Annotated in this window: 14 protein-coding genes; 6 read left to right on the plus strand and 8 right to left on the minus strand. The window is 40.4% G+C overall.

The features are described from left to right. Positions 1-5 precede the first annotated feature (5 nt). Entirely contained in the window at positions 6-734 is a 729-nt protein-coding gene (locus RCC89_19945; protein ID WMJ75412.1) for an outer membrane beta-barrel protein, read from the plus strand. Between the two features lie 15 nt (positions 735-749). Here RCC89_19945 and RCC89_19950 read toward each other — a convergent pair whose 3' ends face one another. The 3 genes from RCC89_19950 to rpoN are packed head-to-tail and all read right to left on the minus strand — an operon-like array spanning position 750 to position 3646. After that, positions 750-1526, minus strand: coding sequence for an enoyl-CoA hydratase-related protein (locus RCC89_19950; protein WMJ75413.1), 777 nt, complete (start codon positions 1524-1526; stop codon positions 750-752). Positions 1527-1529: 3 nt separating this feature from the next. Continuing rightward, on the minus strand, positions 1530-2150 hold the full coding sequence (locus tag RCC89_19955; protein ID WMJ75414.1) for a hypothetical protein: 621 nt from the start codon (positions 2148-2150) through the stop codon (positions 1530-1532). A 53-nt stretch (positions 2151-2203) separates the two neighbouring features. Then, positions 2204-3646 carry an RNA polymerase factor sigma-54 gene (gene rpoN / locus RCC89_19960; GenBank protein ID WMJ75415.1) on the minus strand — a complete coding sequence of 481 codons (1443 nt, stop codon included), beginning with the start codon at positions 3644-3646 and terminating at the stop codon, positions 2204-2206. Positions 3647-3851: 205 nt separating this feature from the next. Between rpoN and asnS the strand changes: the two genes are divergently transcribed. Continuing rightward, on the plus strand, positions 3852-5291 hold the full coding sequence (asnS, locus tag RCC89_19965; protein ID WMJ75416.1) for an asparagine--tRNA ligase: 1440 nt from the start codon (positions 3852-3854) through the stop codon (positions 5289-5291). 705 nt (positions 5292-5996) lie between these two features. Here asnS and RCC89_19970 read toward each other — a convergent pair. From RCC89_19970 to sppA, 3 genes are all read right to left on the minus strand, one after another. Further along, positions 5997-6713 (minus strand): hypothetical protein, encoded by a 717-nt coding sequence (locus tag RCC89_19970; protein WMJ75417.1) that lies wholly within the window; start codon positions 6711-6713, stop codon positions 5997-5999. A gap of 12 nt (positions 6714-6725) precedes the next feature. Then, positions 6726-7730 (minus strand): biotin synthase BioB, encoded by a 1005-nt coding sequence (gene bioB, locus RCC89_19975; protein WMJ75418.1) that lies wholly within the window; start codon positions 7728-7730, stop codon positions 6726-6728. A 79-nt stretch (positions 7731-7809) separates the two neighbouring features. Continuing rightward, on the minus strand, positions 7810-9570 hold the full coding sequence (sppA, locus tag RCC89_19980; protein ID WMJ75419.1) for a signal peptide peptidase SppA: 1761 nt from the start codon (positions 9568-9570) through the stop codon (positions 7810-7812). A 241-nt stretch (positions 9571-9811) separates the two neighbouring features. Between sppA and folK the strand changes: the two genes are divergently transcribed. After that, a complete protein-coding gene (folK, locus tag RCC89_19985) occupies positions 9812-10306 on the plus strand; it encodes a 2-amino-4-hydroxy-6-hydroxymethyldihydropteridine diphosphokinase (protein WMJ75420.1) in 495 nt (164 codons plus the stop codon). Between the two features lie 77 nt (positions 10307-10383). On the opposite strand, the gene fabD is transcribed toward folK, so the two are convergent. Then, positions 10384-11250 (minus strand): ACP S-malonyltransferase, encoded by an 867-nt coding sequence (gene fabD / locus RCC89_19990; GenBank protein ID WMJ75421.1) that lies wholly within the window; start codon positions 11248-11250, stop codon positions 10384-10386. Positions 11251-11552: 302 nt separating this feature from the next. Further along, a complete protein-coding gene (locus RCC89_19995; protein ID WMJ75422.1) occupies positions 11553-14189 on the minus strand; it encodes a gliding motility-associated C-terminal domain-containing protein in 2637 nt (878 codons plus the stop codon). A 169-nt stretch (positions 14190-14358) separates the two neighbouring features. Between RCC89_19995 and RCC89_20000 the strand changes: the two genes are divergently transcribed. The 3 genes from RCC89_20000 to RCC89_20010 all read left to right on the plus strand — a co-directional run bounded on the left by RCC89_20000 (position 14359) and on the right by RCC89_20010 (position 17805). Continuing rightward, positions 14359-15024 (plus strand): succinate dehydrogenase cytochrome b subunit, encoded by a 666-nt coding sequence (locus RCC89_20000; GenBank protein ID WMJ75423.1) that lies wholly within the window; start codon positions 14359-14361, stop codon positions 15022-15024. 51 nt (positions 15025-15075) lie between these two features. Further along, entirely contained in the window at positions 15076-16989 is a 1914-nt protein-coding gene (locus tag RCC89_20005) for a fumarate reductase/succinate dehydrogenase flavoprotein subunit (GenBank protein WMJ75424.1), read from the plus strand. 63 nt (positions 16990-17052) lie between these two features. Continuing rightward, the gene (locus RCC89_20010) at positions 17053-17805 is read left to right on the plus strand and encodes a succinate dehydrogenase/fumarate reductase iron-sulfur subunit (protein WMJ75425.1); all 753 of its coding nucleotides are present in this window, start codon (positions 17053-17055) and stop codon (positions 17803-17805) included. The last annotated feature ends 190 nt before the right edge of the window (positions 17806-17995 follow it).

Here is a 17995-nt window from a genome sequence, read left to right on the forward strand (position 1 = left end):
TAATTATGAACAAGTCTTTAGCGTTTTTACTGATATCTTTTTTTTACACCTTTCAATTATTTGCTGACATAAGCAGTAGGAAAGATACCGCAGACCAACCGTTAAACCTTGATCTGCTAGAACCACGACATAGCGCATGGAAAGGGTTAATGATAGACAAAGGTTTTGCCTACCTTCAAGGGGCGCCCTCTGTGTTGCAAACCCGCTGGTACCGTCCGGCCAATCTAAATATTTACTACTACCACCGTATTGAGCTCGGAAGCGAAAAGCTGACCTTGAACCCAGGTATAGGATTGGCTTTTGACAACTACTTTTTCGAGGACAATGTAAGACTAGAAACCTTAGGAGACGAGGTGGTTGCTTACGAAGAAGATATCGAAGGCATTACATACAGGCGGTCTAAGTTGAATGCAAACTATATAGATATTCCTGTAGAAATAAGGTTTAAGAGCAGTACCATCAACAGAAAAGCTTTTAAATTAGGCCTTGGGGTAAAAGCAGGTGTCATGTTCGATGCCAAAACTAAGTTCGTATACAGCACCGAAGACAGAAGAATTAGAGAACAGCAAAAGCACCACCATCATGTAAACCGGTTTAGGTTTGGCCTAACGGGGCGAATCGGATATGGAAAACTCTTGTTTTACGGTTACTATGGCCTCAACAACCTCTTTAGAGATGGCACAGCACCAGAAATGCGTCCTGTAATGTTTGGACTCAGCCTTTCGTTTTTTTAGGGAAGAAAGGCTTTTTTATTTTCCTTGATAGTTGGGCATCCTTTTTTCAATAAAGGCATTTACACCTTCCCGAAAATCTTCCGTTGCCCCAGCTATATCCTGGGCTTTTGCCTCTATTTCCAGAACCTCCTCTAGCGATGGGCTAGCACTTTGACGAAGGTTACTTTTCATTAACCCTAAAGCTACTCCAGGCCCTTTAGAAAGACAATGGCTCATTTCGTCAGCTGTTACATCAAGATCATTTTCTGGCACCACTTGGTTAACGAGGTTCAGATCCAAGGCTTCTTTAGCGCTTAAAGTTTTACCTGTAGCAAAAATCTCGTAGGCTTTATTGTACCCAACTTTTTCTTTTACGAACCATGTAGCCCCACAATCAGGGACAAGGCCAATTTTCATAAAAGAAAAAGCTATTCCAGCATTTTCGGAGGCAATAATCATGTCACAAGCCAATAAAAGTGAAGCACCGGCGCCGGCGGCCATACCTTTAAGTTTGCCAATTACAGGTATAGGCAGTTTGTGCAAACCAAGTATAACGGGATGAAAATATTTGTCCAGTATATCAGAAGGCTTGTCCAAGTTGCCCGAAAAGGCTTTTAAGTCAAGTCCGCTACAAAAACCTTTTCCACTGCCAGACAAGCAAACAGCTTTAATGTCTTTATTTGAAGCTATGGACTGAATGCATTCCTGAAGCTCCAGCGAGAGCGCCGGATCAAGAGCATTGACTACCTCTGGCCTGTTTAAAGTCAAGAAAGCTACATTTTCATCAACCTGATATACTACTTTATTTGCCATAGATTATATAAAATAAATTAAGCCCAACGAACCAACGCCCGATACAAATCCTAACACAGCGCCCCATAAAACTTGGGCAGGTGTGTGTGCATTAAGGTATAGCCTGGCAGACAGAAGCGCTCCTGAAAGCAATATGATAATCACGAGAGGATAAAGCAATGCATTTTCTTTATACATCCAGGTGAGGGCCATCAAGAAACCGATCACTCCATTGATGCCCACTGCATGGGCGCTGATTTTCCAAAAGTAAGAAACTACGGCAGTTATAAAAGTCGAGGCGGTAATACCAGCCATAATGAGCAGAATAACCGTATTCAAGGAGCTAAACAGGTAATAGGTGACTACCAGATAGAAAATACTTGTAAAGAAGAAAGGCATAAACCGCTCTTTTGCCTTGCTCATCTGAAGGTTACCCAAAGAAAACTCCTTTTTAGAAACCACAAGCATGGCCAAAATCATGAGGAAAGGCATTACAAATGTGGAAAGAAAAATCAAGAACAGCACACTCATTCTTCCTTCATTGCTCAAAGGGTTCATGATGTCGGGTACTTGAAAAGCGATAATGCCAAACAAAGCCGTGGGCATGAGCAATGGGTGAAGCGCAATGGATAATATCCAAGACAAAACTCGGTAAAACAGCAAGCGATTTTTTATTGTTCTATATTCAGACTTATGCACTATAATTCCTTCCTTAAACGTGCTACAGGTATATTTAATTGTTCTCTGTACTTAGCCACCGTCCTTCTGGCAATGTTATAACCCTTCTCTTTGAGCATCTTTTCCAGCTTCTCATCTGAAAGTGGCTTCTTTTTATCTTCCGATTCTATAATATCTTTAAGCGTATGCTTCACTTCTCTACTGCTGACATCCTCTCCCGAATCTGTGGCTATACCTTCCGAGAAAAAGTACTTCAATGGATAAACACCAAATTCGGTCTGAATAGTTTTACTATTGGCCACTCTTGACACAGTAGAGATGTCCATATCTATTTGCGTGGCAATATCTTTCAGTATCATCGGCTTGAGCTTACTCTCATCACCTTCCAGAAAGAATTCATATTGATATCTTACGATAGCATCCATTGTTTTCAACAAGGTTTGCTGCCTTTGTTTGATAGCATCAATAAACCATTTGGCAGCATCTAGCTTCTGCTTAACAAAAGTGACCGCTTCTTTCAACTTCTTATCCTTTTTGGCGCTTTTGTCATATGTATCAAACATTTCAGCATAAGACCTGCTAACCCTTAGCTCTGGTGCATTTTTCGAGTTTAGGGACAACTCCAACTTTCCATTGTTGTTATACAATATAAAGTCAGGAATGATATACTGGGTCTTAACATCACCACCGGTATCTCCTCCTGGTTTAGGGTTTAATCTGGTAATAATACCGACAGCTTCTTTAAGTTGCTCGTCGTCAATATTGAGTTTCCTTTGAATTTTATCGTAATGTTTTTTAGAAAACTCTTCAAAACATTCGTCAATAATTCTTTTGGCAATAATTACCATAGGGTCAGCCAAGTATTTCTTCTCTAACTGCAAACTCAGGCACTCCTTCAAGTCCCTTGCTCCAATCCCTGCTGGCTCAAAATCCTGAATTCGAAACAAAATTTCCTCAACTTCTTCTATGGAAGTTTCAATGTTTTGCAGAAATGCCAGGTCATTGACAATTAACTCAAGATCACGGCGCAGGTAACCGTCTGCGTCAATAGACCCTATAAGCTGCTTGCCAATAATTTCCTGTCTATCATCTAATTTAAGAAAACCCAATTGGGTTAACAAAGATTCTGTCAAAGAAGAGTAGCTAGCGATAGGCAATTCTTTTTCATCATCATCAGAAGGGCCATCGCCATGCATTTTATATCCACTTATATCATCATCCCTGATGTAGTCTTCAACATTTATCTCATCAAAGTTGTCGTCCTTACCATCATCATCAAATAAGTTATCGTCACTTTGTGAGTCAGGCTCCTCCTTCCCTTCCTCAAGAGCCGGATTCACTTCAAGTTCCTCTTCAATCCGGGACTCAAGTTCCGCCACTGGCACCTGCAACAGCTTTATAAACTGAATCTGCTGTGGTGACAGCTTTTGCGACAGCGTTTGAGATAAACTAAGTTTCTGCATAAAATTTTACTATAATGTACCTATAGGCAACCAGAAAAACATACACCTTTCACTAGGGACAAAATTATTATATTTAACTAAATCTTTGCCTAAAATAGTAAAATATACTTTTTTTGTTAACGATTCTAAAACATAAATATTTGTTTGCTCAAAAAACGCATTTTTAAGAACTACAGTTTCAGCCCCTGGCATAATAAATCATAATATGATCAAATATAAAATCAAGGAACTTCTTGAAAAAGGAGAAGCAGGAAAAGAAGTATATGTAAAAGGATGGGTACGGAATAAAAGAGAAAGCAAAAATGTAGCTTTTATTTCTGTGAATGATGGCTCTACGATCAACAGCATACAGGTTGTGGCTGATGTAGAGAACTTTTCAGAAAACATCCTTAGGCTTGTCACTACAGGAGCATGTGTGAACATCAAAGGTAAACTAATTGAGTCACCAGGCAAAGGCCAAAGAGTTGAAGTACAAGCGGCGGACATAGAAGTATATGGGCCAGCAGACCCTGACAAATACCCATTACAGCCCAAAGAGCACTCAATGGAATTTCTTAGGGAAATAGCACACCTTAGACCAAGGACCAATACTTTTGGCGCTGTTTTCAGGTTAAGGCATGCCATGTCCTATGCCATTCACAAGTACTTTAATGACAATGGTTTCTTTTACTTGCACACACCCATCATTACAGGTGCAGATGCAGAAGGTGCGGGAGAAATGTTCCGAGTAACCACCTTAAACCCTGCCCACCCACCTATGGACGACCAAGGACAGGTGGACTTTAGGGAGGATTTCTTTGGAAAAAAGACCAATCTGACCGTATCTGGCCAGCTAGAAGGTGAATTGGGCGCTATGGGACTAGGTGCTATCTATACTTTTGGCCCTACTTTCCGTGCTGAAAACTCTAATACAGCCAGACACTTGGCGGAGTTCTGGATGATTGAGCCAGAAGTTGCCTTCAACGACCTGGACGACAACATGGACCTGGCAGAGGACTTTATGAAGTATCTCATTAAGTATGCCCTAGACAATTGCATGGAAGACCTACAGTTTTTGGACAAAAGATATGCAAAAGAGGAAGCTAAAAAGAAAAAAGAGGAAAGAAGTGAAATGGGGCTTATTGAAAAGCTTAAGTTTGTAACTGAAAACAGCTTTGAAAGGGTCACGTATACAGAAGCAATCTCTATTCTTGAAAACTCGAAGCCATTTAAAAAGAAGCAGTTTAAGTTTCCTGTCTCTTGGGGAATAGATTTACAATCGGAACATGAAAGGTTCTTGGTTGAAAAACACTTCAAAAAGCCGGTAATAATTACCGATTATCCAGCAAAAATCAAAGCATTTTACATGAAGCTCAATGACAATGAGCAAACTGTAAAAGCCATGGATGTATTGTTTCCAGGCATAGGAGAAATCATAGGAGGCTCGCAGCGGGAAGACAATTATGAGAAGCTTTTAGGAAGAGTGAAAGATTTTGGTATCCACGAAGAAGATATTTGGTGGTACTTAGAAACCAGGAAATTTGGGACGGCACCTCATAGTGGTTTCGGTCTTGGCTTTGAAAGGCTCATGCTTTTCGTGACCGGCATGGGCAACATCAGGGATGTAATTCCTTTTCCTAGAACCCCGCAAAACGCAGAGTTCTAACCATTAATATCCTTAATAGCAAAAAGCAATTTTACATAAAAAAAAGGATGCCGGTTACCAGCATCCTTTTTTTTATGTAATCTCCTTTCTTAAATGGCGATATGTGCCATTGTTAGAAAATAAAGCGGCCATTGATGAAATTGCGCCTGCCTGCCGTAGGTAGGCAGGTTAGAACTTTGTAACCATGAAGCGGCCAAAAAATTTGCTGTTTAAGCCCGACGCAAGGGGGTGAGTTTCATTCCGATAGCTATCGGAATAGCGTAATGGTTATAAAGTTCAGCAAATTTCAGGGCCTTGACTTTTTTGCTTACTTTTTTTGTCCAAGAAAAAAAAGTAAGGCCCTGCCGGCGAGGCAAAAAGTAACTTAGCGAGCCTAAGTAGGGCCTGCTGAAAAAGTCACAAGTGTGCAAGATACGCATGGCCTTACATGAAGACGTATTGGAATACTTCGAATGTAAGGCCATAAAGTAGATTGTGCGCTTGTGGCTAGCCCAAAAAAGTATTGAGTTAAAAGCTTCTCAATTTAATGTGCACGGAAAAATAAGAAGTAACCGAAAAACCCTTGCTCCTATACCTCCTAACTTTTATACAATTATTAATATATCAATGTTTTGGGCATTTTTCAGCGTGCCCTAAGTAAGCTAATAACACATAAGATATCTCAGTGGGTAACCCTAAAATTTTTATTACCAGAAGGCTCAGGCTCTACCTACTAAACTCAGTCAACTCCGAATAGCTTTGAAGCTTGCCATTCTTATTATAGACTTCATTTCTCACATTACCGTGTCCAGGAGCTATAAAATCAATGCTTTGCGTTTTTGCCCCAGGAACTTTTATCCCCATCACTTCTGTCTCTACCTGTACATCATAGCTTATTTTCCAAGCTTCAAACTTTCCAGCAGGACACTCTACCTCTTCTTTCCCCTCTATTTTCCTATTAGTAACGTTTACTACCACGTTTGCTATGTCGCTACCGCCACCTTCACCAGAAAACTTAATATCCATTTTGGAGTCAGGTAGTGATTGTCCCTCTTGAGGATTGAGTGGAAAATCCAGCAAGTCTCCATCGGCAGAAATTTCCATGCCTTCCGTAGCTTGGGAAACACCTGCCGTAAACAAGATGCTGGTAAGGTCTAAACTAACCTTGTCATCCCCACATATCATTTTAAAATCAGCATCGTTTTGTTCGTTGCCTTTTTTATCCGCATATTGAGAAGAAACAATAGCCTGCTGCTTACCATCGACAGTAGAAACTTCCTTCACGGCATAAGAGACTGTACCTTGTTTCTTTCCGCGGGCATTGTAATTTGTTACCTCAAAACTTACACCCTCTTCAAAAGGGAAATATACGTTACAATCTTGCGCTATCGATCCAGAGCAAAAAACTCCTAGTAAAAGTAAAATTTTTATTAGATGCTTCATGCCATTAAATACTTAATGTTGTGGTATTTGTTCAAAACTAACCCCTGGTTTATCTTGATCTTTGTATGCTTTTCTTGGTTTAAGGTTAAGCACTTGGAACATCTCCTTATCAGCATCATATTCAGGGTTTGGCGTAGTCAATAACTTATCTCCTGCAAAAATGGAGTTTGCGCCAGCCATAAAACACAATGCCTGTTCTTCCATGTTCATCCTGACTCTTCCAGCAGAAAGCCTGACCATGGATTTAGGCATAATTATACGTGCCGTAGCAATCATTCTTATCATTTCCCACACAGATACACGAGGCTGTTCTTCCAAAGGTGTCCCTTCTACAGGTACCAAAGCATTTACCGGCACTGACTCCGGGTGTTCAGGAAGGGTAGCTAAGGTATGCAACATACCTATACGGTCAGTGACCGATTCGCCCATACCAATTATTCCACCTGAGCAAACAGAAATTTTTGCTTTACGAACATGATTAAGCGTATCCAGACGGTCGTCATACGTTCTGGTAGAAATTATCTTATCATAATGCTCTTCACTGGTGTCCAGGTTATGGTTGTAGGCATAAAGACCGGCATCTTTCAGTTTTTCTGCCTGTTCTTCTGTAAGCATGCCCAAAGTACAACAAACTTCTAGTCCCATGTTGCTCACACCTTTTACCATATCTAGCACACGGTCAAAGTCTTTATTGTCCCTAACTTCTCTCCAAGCAGCCCCCATGCAAAAACGGGTACTACCACCTTCTTTGGCATTTTTAGCAGCATTTAGCACTTCCTCCGTTTCCATTAGCTTATGCACCTTTACATCGGTGTGGTAGCGTGCGGCTTGCGGACAATAAGCACAGTCTTCGGGACACCCTCCAGTTTTTACAGACAACAAGGTACACACTTGTACTTCTTGAGGGTCATGATATTTTCTGTGTTGCGTGGCAGCACGATAAATAAGTTCAAAGATGGGCAGGTTAAAAATTTCAGAGATTTCCTCCCTGGTCCAGTTATTTCTGATCTCACTCATTGAAAACGAAAATTAGTAATATACAAAAATAGCAATATTCACTTGTATATCTTAAAGAAAAATCAAATAAGATTACAAGCTATTTTATTTTAATGTCATAAGGCATTCTTGCCTGCACACCTTCCATTTTTTGAAGCTCTATAATAGACTTAACATAAGGAGCAAACTTACCCAAATGCTCATCATAGGCATCTCCATCCGATCCATCAAAAGCTCTTAAAATCTGCCTCAAGAAAGCATCAGGCAATTCAGGCAAATAAACCACTGAGTAATCATCTTCAATACCGGCTTTCTCGGCCGCTATTTTTATGGCGTCTTCCAGTCCACCATTGACATCAGACAGTTTATTTTCTTTGGCTTCAATACCAGACCAAACGCGTCCTTGTGCAATGCTGTGCACATACTCTTTATCCAAATCCCGACCCTTGGCAACAACTTCAAGGAAATCTTCATAAATCTTGTTTACAGACTTCTGAATTATCCCCCTTTCTCTTTCTGTCATAGGCCTCGTAGCACTTCCTATATCGGCCATAGGGTTCGTCTTTACACGATCTGTAGTAATACCCAATTTGTTATTCAAGAATTCTTCCAAGTTTACCAGTAAGCCAAAAACCCCAATAGATCCAGTAATGGTATTAGGTTGGGCTACAATAGTGTCACAAGCGGCAGCCATGTAATAACCACCAGATGCAGCTACATCAGACATAGACGCAATCACAGGCTTGACCCTACCGGTCAATTCAACTTCCCGCCACATAAGGTCAGAAGCAAGCGCACTACCACCAGGAGAGTTTATACGAAGCACAATGGCTTTCACATCATCATCCAAGCGTGCCTTTCTTATTTCTTCAGAAAAAGTATGCGACCCAATAATATTCCTCCTTCCACTTCCATGTTCTATAGACCCCTCTGCTACAATAACTGCAACTTTTCTATTCCCATCATTTTCCCTTTCAAACAGATCATACAAATCGTCGTACCTTGCATATTCCACCTTTTTATCTTTCTCTATACCTGTCTCTTCCCGAATAATAGACTCAAGACTATCAAAATAAGCCACATGTGTAACCAACTCATATTCCTGTGCATCTTCAGCAGTTTGCACAAGTATAGAATCTGCAATGTTTCTTAACTGAGAAACCTCAACCCCTCTGGCATCTGATATTTTTTGCAGATAATCGTCATAAACAGAATTCAGCAACACCTCCATCTGCTCACGGTTCTCCTCACTCATCTGTTTTTGGGTAAATGTTTCTATGGCACTTTTATAATCCCCAACCCTAAAGATTTCAGGTTGAACATTTAACATATCAAGCGTACCTTTAAAAAATACCACCTCGCTACTCAAACCATTAAACTCCAGATCACCTATTGGTGGCAAAAAAATCTTATCTGCCACCGATGCCAAGAAATACCCAGCTTCAGAATAATTGTCGGACCAAGCATATACAAATTTACCGGATTCTTTAAAGGTCTTTATTTCATTTCTCAATTCTTCTATTTGAGCCATTCCAGCATCAAAGTTTCTTATATCCAGCAAAATGCCTTTAATATGATTATTTCGGGCAGCTTCTTTGATGGACTTTCTTAGCTCAATCAATCCTAAGCTACCTGACTCCCTGCTGGTAAATGGACTGGTAAACTGTCCAAAAATATCGTCGGTTTCCCTTTCTGTAATATTTTTGTTCAAAACAATTCTCAATACAGGCCTTTCCTCAAGCCTTGCTTCCCTATCTGGGACAAGAGCAGCTATAACGGCTAAAAGTGAGAAAAAAGAAAAAACCGTGAACAAAAAAATGCCTACTATAGTGGCCAGAACTTGTCTTATAAACTTTAACATAAATTTTAATTAATTAAAGGCAAAAAAGATACATTCGGATTATGCAATATGGGTTTTACTACGAGCGGCAAAAATATTGGCAGCCACTTAGTAAAGAAAAATATAGCAGCACTAAATTTAATATACAAACATGAATGAAGCGACTGATTATTTTTTTATTTTACTTTGTATTAAAAATAATATTGATATTCCGGGATAAATACTATACAAAAGTACATTTTGTTATCATAATTAGCGAACAATGACTTTGGTTTTAAATGAAATTTACCTTTTAACAGGAGGCAATCAGGGCGATAGACGCCAAGAGCTTGAGAGCGCATGTGTACACATAGAAGAGCAAATTGGTACAATAGCGGAAAAATCAAAGATATATGAGACTGCGGCTTGGGGCAAAACAGATCAACCATCTTTCTTAAACCAGGTGCTTAAAGTTTCCTCCCCACTATCTTCACAGGAAGTGCTAAAAAAAATCCATCAAATTGAAACGTATATGGGCAGAGTAAGAAAAGAAAGGTGGGCAGAAAGAAATATTGATATTGATATTTTATACTATAATGACGATATAATCGTATGTGATCACCTAAAAGTCCCTCACCCAGAACTCCACAACAGACGATTTACGTTATACCCTCTGGTAGAATTAGCTCCTGATTTTCTTCACCCGGTTTTCAACATCAGCAACCAAAAGCTGCTGGCACAATGCCCGGATCAGTGTGAGGTAAAAGTATACAAATAAATTTTTAATCTGAGATCATGCAATAGAACTTAGTCCCATTACAAATCTCAGATTAAAAACCATAAAATAGCCGATTGTTAGGCTCCAGACACTTCCGCAGATCTTTCAATTTTCTTTACCAGACCCTGCAATACTTTACCAGGCCCACACTCAACAAACAAACCGGCTCCATCTGCAATCATATTTTGGACAGATTGGGTCCATCTTACAGGTGCGGTAAGCTGTACAATCAAATTCTTCTTAATGGTTTCCACATCATCAGATGGCAATGCATTAACATTTTGATAGATAGGGCAAATAGGCTTATTCAAAACAGTCTTGTTAATTGCCTCCTCAAGCTCTGCCCGGGCAGGTTCCATAAAAGGAGAATGAAATGCGCCACCTACAGGTAAAGGCAAAGCTCTTTTGGCTCCGGCAGCTTTCATTTTCTCACACGCCTCCTCTATTCCTTTAACTGACCCAGAAATCACTAATTGACCAGGGCAGTTATAGTTAGCAGCAACTACAATATCATCAATTTCGTTACAAATCTCTTCAACTTTTGCATCGTCCAGACCCAAAATGGCGGCCATGGTAGAAGGCTCTTTTTCGCAAGCTTTTTGCATTGCCATAGCCCTTTGGAACACAAGCTTTAGGCCATCTTCAAAAGATAAAGCACCACTTGCTGCCAATGCAGAAAACTCTCCCAATGAATGACCAGCCACCATATCAGGAGCAAAGTCTTCTAAACTTTGGGCAAGAACCACAGAATGGATATAAATGGCAGGCTGAGTAACTTTCGTTTGCCTAAGATCTTCATCCGATCCCTCAAACATTGTTTTAGTAATGTCAAACCCAACTACATCATTGGCCAACGCAAACTTTTCTTTAGCCTGATCATATAGATCCTTACCCATGCCAGGAAACTGAGCTCCTTGACCGGGAAAAACATATGCTTTTTTCATTTGCAAAATATTTGTTTTAGGCCGTAAAGTTATAAAAAATTAACAATCTGTTAACAGCAAATAGATCAACTGACTCAAATACCAAGTGAAGCCATTGGTTTAACCTGAAACATGCACTAGCGTTTTGCTTACTTTTTTGTCTAAGAAAAAAAGTAAGGCCCTGCCGGCGAGGCAAAAAGTAACTTAGCGAGCCTAAGTAAGCTAATAACGCATAAGATATCTAAGCGGGCTACCCCATAATAAAAAAGACTGCGCTAGAAAAGAACAGTCTCTATTTATAATATCATGATGGGGCAACAACATCAATCACTCAATGGGTTCCGGTCATATATATGCACCCAACCTTTAAGCGTTTTTACTTGATCTTCTTTCCGCAAACGCCTTCTATACGTAACTTCGGCACTATAATAGTAAACTCCTTCTTTTAAATCATACCCTTCGAAATTCTTCCCATCCCAATCTAAGTTTATATTATCATTACTACTGTAAACAAGCGCTCCCCAGCGATTATAAACATTGAATAGCACGCTTTCTACATTTAACGGCTCTGACAAAGGAACAAAAAAGTCATTATATCCGTCGTTGTTCGGGGTAATAAGGTTTGGCAGGTCATACCCTACGCAGAGGTCTACACAAACTTTATTGCTCTTAGCTCCCTCCATACCATAATAATTGACTGCCGATATGGCATAGCACCCCGCAGTAGAAACTGTATCTATATGCCGAAAATACTCATCCTGAACATCAGCAATATGTTCCAGCTCTTCATCTTCGTGAGGAGCAAAGTAGACTTTATAACCATAGCTTTCGGGCAAACAGTTTTCTTCCACAGAAAGCGTCCAGTACAAATCGTTGTAATCAATATCCCTTTCGGCGCAGTTCAACCCTTCAAGAACTGGCGGGCAAGGCTCTATTGAGTCACGAGGTATAATACATACCTCCTGCGAGGTATTGTAATAAATATCTGTAAAGATTTCTCGGCAATATTCACCCACAGTTTCAACATAATAACAAACCGTATCATCGTTTTGCAGACCAACATCAACATAGCTTCCAGCGTCTCCTGCATGCATTAAACTATCATGCAAACTAAACGATTCACCATTTACACTCCGGTATATTCTGTGATAAAAACCAGAAGTATTCCAAGGCACATCATATTCCCAACTAAGTATAGCCCTTTCATCTCCTGGCGCCCCTTGCAACCACACTGACGAAGCCCGTTCAGACCGCCCTAGGTATTCCCCACCGTTATGATAAAAATCTACCCGGTAACTATAAGCCATAGTAGCATTGTCCACCACATCTACAAAGGTGGTGTCATCGATATCGTTTGCCGTATGAATATGGGTATATTCTTGCCCGTCTATTCCTTCAGTTCTATAAAGCCTATATTCAAATGCGGGTTCTCCTGTAAGAGCAGGAGGTTTCATCCACCTGACCGTAATTTCACCAGCAAGGCTATCTGTCAAATTTACCGATACATTTGAAAACAAAGGCTCATCAGGAATCAAGCCACCACATACTTCTTCTGAAGGGAAACTCCGCCCAGCACCAGGATCTGGAAACTCTGCAACAATTACATAACAGTACTCAGAACCCTTGTTCAACCCTTCTCCCCTATTAGTATCAGTCCATGAGGTTGTTCCAATAGGCACACGCCCTACCATCCTAAATCCATTATTTTCCAAAGAATAGTCGTCGCACGGTTCCAACTCAACACCTGGGTCGCACTCTTTCCTATAAATAGCCATTGCCCTCGCATCAGGGCAGGAGTAATCATCCCATTCTAGGAGCATTTCCCTACCTTCAGGAGTAGTTTTCAAACCAGTAGGTTCAGGGCCATAGACAAAAATTTGCCAAGTTTTCATATCCACAAGCCTTACACTATTGCCACCAGGTATATCTTCAGCCTTAAACAATACATGATAAGGTTCTTTGCGGACATGCCCGCAGGTAGTTTGCCACTCAAAATCTCCTGTGGCAATAGGGAGCTGAGAACCTGAAGCAGAAAACGATGCCCTGTCTGAAAAATCTTGTAAATATATACCGCTTACAGAACTAAGGTTTATTCTATGTCCATCGGGGTCATCTGCTTCAATTACCCTTTCAAGTTTTTTTCCAGCAACCAAACAAGTATCTTCAGGAATAACCAGTTCAGGTTTTCTATTTCTATTATTAATTACTTCTATTTGCATATCCCGCACGATATGACTGATCCGTTGCCCGTCCCTCCACTCTTCAATCAAAAAAGCCACATTATAAATACCAGGTTCTGCAGGGGCGTCCCACACTAAATCACCTGTTACAGGGTCTAAGTTCAAGCTGCCGCCACCAAAAGCAGGATCGTTAGGATCGCGATAACCAGGGGCATTTACGCCAGGCCCCATGCGAGGTATGGTCATACGATAAGAAATGCTATCGCCGTCAATATCGAACGCACCGGGGTTATGAATAAAGGTTTCGCCTACCACTGCACGGTCTATAGGAGGGTTCAATAAAACCGGTGTATTGTTTACGCCCATAAAAGGGTTAATACTAATGGCTGTCTGCAGGTAAAGCTCTACTCTTTCAGAATTAGAAATATTGCGGATACCAGCATTTCTGTAAATTTCAACAAAACTTACACGATAATTTCCAGCCGCACCATAAGTATGCTCAACAACATAAGTTCTTCTTTCCGTATCGTTACCTATATTGACAGTAGACCTTACATTAACAGTTCTGGTAGTCCCATCCCCAAAGTCAAAATCGGCAGTCCTTTGATCGATTCCAGAAGATATTTTAAGGTATAAGGTAAGTGTAAATCTAAAGGTCAAACTATTCTCCGAAACCCGCTGGGCCGTAATTTCACCTGCCCTTATATGACTGGCATGCAAGGCTGTAGAAGCGCCTATAAGCAACAACAAAGCAAGTAAGTATTTAATCTGAGCGTTCATTACTTATTTATATAATGTAAGTATACAGAAATATCCTGATAAATGTTTTAAAATGGTGTTAGCCGTAAATAACTTACCCACCTGTAAAAATAATTGCTTTTGACCGGATTGGGGGTTAAATTTGGGCAATATATAAAATAAACGAAAACCATTACTAAATATTGACAGAATGAACTGGTTTGCAAGAGCCTTCTCAGGCAGTATAGGAAGGAAGCTAATAATGTCATTAACCGGCATCTTCCTTATAAGTTTTTTAATAGTCCATTTATCTGGTAATTTCCTGCTCATTAGAGATGACGGTGGCGTAGCATTTAACGCTTACGCACATTTCATGAAGGAAAACCCAATCATAAAGCTAATGGAAATTGTTTTGGCATTTGGCTTTATTTTTCACATTGTGTTTGCTGCCTTCTTAACATCCAGCAACAAAAAAGCCCGTCCGACGGCATATGCCCACAACAATGCTTCTGCTAACAGCTCATGGTTTTCAAGAAACATGGGGCTTACAGGCAGTATCATCTTAATCTTTTTGATCCTTCACTTAAGAACTTTTTTCATACCACACAAAGCTGGATGGTTTGAGCCTAGAGCTGACAATATGTATGATGAAGCAGTTATAGCCTTTTCTAGTGGCTTATATGTTTTATTCTATGTATTTGCAATGATCCTATTGGCATTTCACCTTGTACATGGTTTTTCCAGTGCTTTTCAAACTTTAGGATTAAGACATCCGAAATATTTTCCGGCAATCAGGTTAATAGGGTATGGCTTTGCAATCATAGTACCTCTGCTTTTTGCATTCATACCTGTTTACATGTATTTTGCCCAACAATGATCCTGACGGATTTATAAAAAATTAAAGTTTGAAAGCTGAGACATTACAATTATGAAATTAGAATCAAAAATACCTGATGGGCCGCTAGCAGAAAAGTGGACCAAACATAAATTTAACCTGAAGCTGGTAAACCCAGCCAATAAAAGAAAATACGATATTATTGTAGTAGGTACTGGTCTTGCAGGTGCATCTGCCGCCGCAACCCTTGCAGAACTTGGCTACAATGTAAAGGCATTTTGTTACCAAGATAGCCCTAGAAGAGCACACAGTATTGCTGCTCAAGGGGGTATCAATGCTGCCAAAAACTACCAAAACGATGGTGACAGTATTTTCAGATTGTTTTATGACACGATCAAAGGTGGAGACTACAGGGCTCGTGAAGGCAATGTACACAGACTGGCAGAAGTCAGTGTCAACATTATAGACCAATGTGTAGCACAAGGTGTTCCTTTTGCTAGAGAATACGGAGGGTATTTGGACAACCGCTCATTTGGTGGTGCTCAGGTATCTAGAACTTTCTACGCAAGAGGCCAAACCGGTCAGCAGTTGCTACTAGGTGCATATAGTGCACTTTCGAGGCAAGTAGGGCTTGGAAAAGTAAAGATGTATCCAAGAACTGAAATGCTTGACGTCATTACCATAGATGGACATGCAAGGGGAATTGTTGCCAGAGATCTTGTAACTGGTGAAATTACTACACATGCTGGCCATGCCGTGCTTCTATGTACAGGTGGTTATGGAAATGTTTTCTACCTTTCTACCAATGCACAAGGATCAAATGCAACAGCAGCATGGAGAGCGCATAAAAAAGGTGCTTATTTTGCCAATCCTTGTTATACACAAATTCACCCTACTTGTATTCCTGTTACAGGCGACCATCAGTCAAAACTAACACTGATGAGTGAGAGTTTAAGAAATGACGGTCGTGTTTGGGTGCCTAAAGCCAAAGGAGACAAGAGAAAGCCTCAGGATATCCCTGAAAATGAAAGAGATTATTACCTAGAAAGAAAATACCCTTCTTTTGGTAACCTAGTACCAAGGGATGTGGCTTCAAGAAATGCCAAGGAGCAGTGTGATGCAGGTAAAGGTGTAGGAACTTCTGGCTTAGCAGTATACCTCGACTTTTCTGACGCAATAAACAGAATGGGCGAAGATGCAGTAAGGGCCAAGTATGGTAACTTGTTTGACATGTACGAGCAGATTACCGGAGAAAACCCTTATAAATCCCCAATGAGAATATATCCGGCAGTACACTATACAATGGGTGGTCTTTGGGTAGATTACAACTTAATGACAACCATTCCTGGCTTATATGCACTAGGAGAAGCAAACTTCTCAGACCATGGCGCAAACCGTCTTGGAGCCAGTGCTCTTATGCAAGGACTTGCCGATGGGTATTTTGTAATTCCATATACACTTGGTGATTATTTGGCGACTATAGGGCCAAAGCCTGTAGATGCTAAAGACCCTGCTTTCAAAGCAGCTGAAAAAGAAGTTACAGATAGAATAAAAAAACTACTTTCTATACAAGGTACCAAAACCGTTACCGAATATCATCGTGAGCTTGGCCATATTATGTGGGACTACTGCGGAATGGCCAGAAATGCAGAAGGGCTTAAGAAAGCTAAAACCATGATAAAGGAGTTGCGTGAAGACTTCTGGAAAAATGTAAAAGTAACAGGTGCTGAAGGCGAACTTAACCAAAACCTTGAAAAAGCTAACAGAGTAGCAGACTTCTTGGAGCTTGGAGAACTAATGGTGGATGATGCATTGAACAGAAATGAATCATGCGGTGGCCACTTTAGAGAAGAATATCAGACTGAAGAAAATGAAGCAAGACGTGATGACGAAAATTATGCCTATGTAGCAGCATGGGAGCATAAAGGAGAAGGTGCACAGCATGAGCTTCATAAAGAAGAACTGAAATTCGAAAATGTAAAACTGACTCAAAGAAGCTATAAATAAGCTAGAGTCTATTAAATTAAATCTTTCAATAATTCATTAGATCTTAATACCATGGCCGGAAATATGAATTTAACCCTAAAAGTTTGGCGTCAGAAAGATGCTAAATCTGAAGGCAAACTTGTTACTTATAAAGCTACAGATATATCCCCAGACATGTCTTTTCTAGAAATGATAGATGTGGTAAATGAGAGCATTATAAAATCAGGCGATGAGCCTATTGCCTTTGACCACGACTGTCGTGAAGGTATCTGCGGTACCTGTAGTATGTATATTAACGGAAGAGCCCACGGCCCTAAATCTGGTGTAACCACTTGCCAGCTCCACATGAGAAGTTTTAAAGATGGAGACACCATAGTTATTGAGCCGTGGAGAGCTGCAGCATTTCCGGTCATCAAGGACTTGGTTGTGGACAGAGGAGCCTTTGACAGGATAATGTCAGCTGGTGGTTATGTTTCGGTAAATACCGGAGGCGTACCTGATGCCAATGCCATTCCTATTCCTAAGCAAGATGCCGACAAAGCTTTTGACGCTGCTACCTGTATAGGGTGTGGTGCTTGTGTGGCTGCCTGTAAAAATGCCTCTGCCATGTTGTTTGTTTCTGCCAAAGTATCTCAATTGGCCCTACTCCCTCAAGGTAAAGTAGAAAGAAAAACCCGTGTAGAGAGAATGGTAGAGCAAATGAACGAAGAAGGCTTTGGCTCTTGCACCAATACTGGCGCGTGCTCTGTAGAATGCCCTAAGCTAATCTCTCAAGATAATATTGCTAGGTTGAACAGGGAGTATATAAAAGCAAAAGCTTCTTCTGAGAACTTGTAAGCCTTGCGTTAAACAGGGAGCTTTGTTAAAGATCCCCTTGCAGTAGTTTGTTCAACATTGAACAAGACATATAAAAAAAGCCGATAGTTTACTAAAACCGTCGGCTTTTTTCTTTTAACCTGAATTATGCGATAGATTTCGTATTGAGGAGCAAAATAGCAATAATCAGTACTTTTGGGCGCTTGTCAGA

The sequence above is a fragment of the Cytophagaceae bacterium ABcell3 genome, from assembly GCA_030913385.1.
GTDB lineage: Bacteria > Bacteroidota > Bacteroidia > Cytophagales > Cytophagaceae > ABcell3.

Excerpts from the sequence above, each read along its gene's own strand:
- RCC89_19995 (WMJ75422.1), bottom strand. The coding sequence starts at position 14,189 with ATGAACGCTCAGATTAAATACTTACTTGCTTTGTTGTTGCTTATAGGC.
- fabD (WMJ75421.1), bottom strand. The coding sequence starts at position 11,250 with ATGAAAAAAGCATATGTTTTTCCCGGTCAAGGAGCTCAGTTTCCTGGC.
- RCC89_19970 (WMJ75417.1), bottom strand. The coding sequence starts at position 6,713 with ATGAAGCATCTAATAAAAATTTTACTTTTACTAGGAGTTTTTTGCTCT.
- sppA (WMJ75419.1), bottom strand. The coding sequence starts at position 9,570 with ATGTTAAAGTTTATAAGACAAGTTCTGGCCACTATAGTAGGCATTTTT.
- RCC89_20005 (WMJ75424.1), top strand. The coding sequence starts at position 15,076 with ATGAAATTAGAATCAAAAATACCTGATGGGCCGCTAGCAGAAAAGTGG.
- asnS (WMJ75416.1), top strand. The coding sequence starts at position 3,852 with ATGATCAAATATAAAATCAAGGAACTTCTTGAAAAAGGAGAAGCAGGA.
- RCC89_19945 (WMJ75412.1), top strand. The coding sequence starts at position 6 with ATGAACAAGTCTTTAGCGTTTTTACTGATATCTTTTTTTTACACCTTT.
- RCC89_20000 (WMJ75423.1), top strand. The coding sequence starts at position 14,359 with ATGAACTGGTTTGCAAGAGCCTTCTCAGGCAGTATAGGAAGGAAGCTA.
- RCC89_20010 (WMJ75425.1), top strand. The coding sequence starts at position 17,053 with ATGAATTTAACCCTAAAAGTTTGGCGTCAGAAAGATGCTAAATCTGAA.
- folK (WMJ75420.1), top strand. The coding sequence starts at position 9,812 with ATGACTTTGGTTTTAAATGAAATTTACCTTTTAACAGGAGGCAATCAG.
- bioB (WMJ75418.1), bottom strand. The coding sequence starts at position 7,730 with ATGAGTGAGATCAGAAATAACTGGACCAGGGAGGAAATCTCTGAAATT.
- rpoN (WMJ75415.1), bottom strand. The coding sequence starts at position 3,646 with ATGCAGAAACTTAGTTTATCTCAAACGCTGTCGCAAAAGCTGTCACCA.
- RCC89_19950 (WMJ75413.1), bottom strand. The coding sequence starts at position 1,526 with ATGGCAAATAAAGTAGTATATCAGGTTGATGAAAATGTAGCTTTCTTG.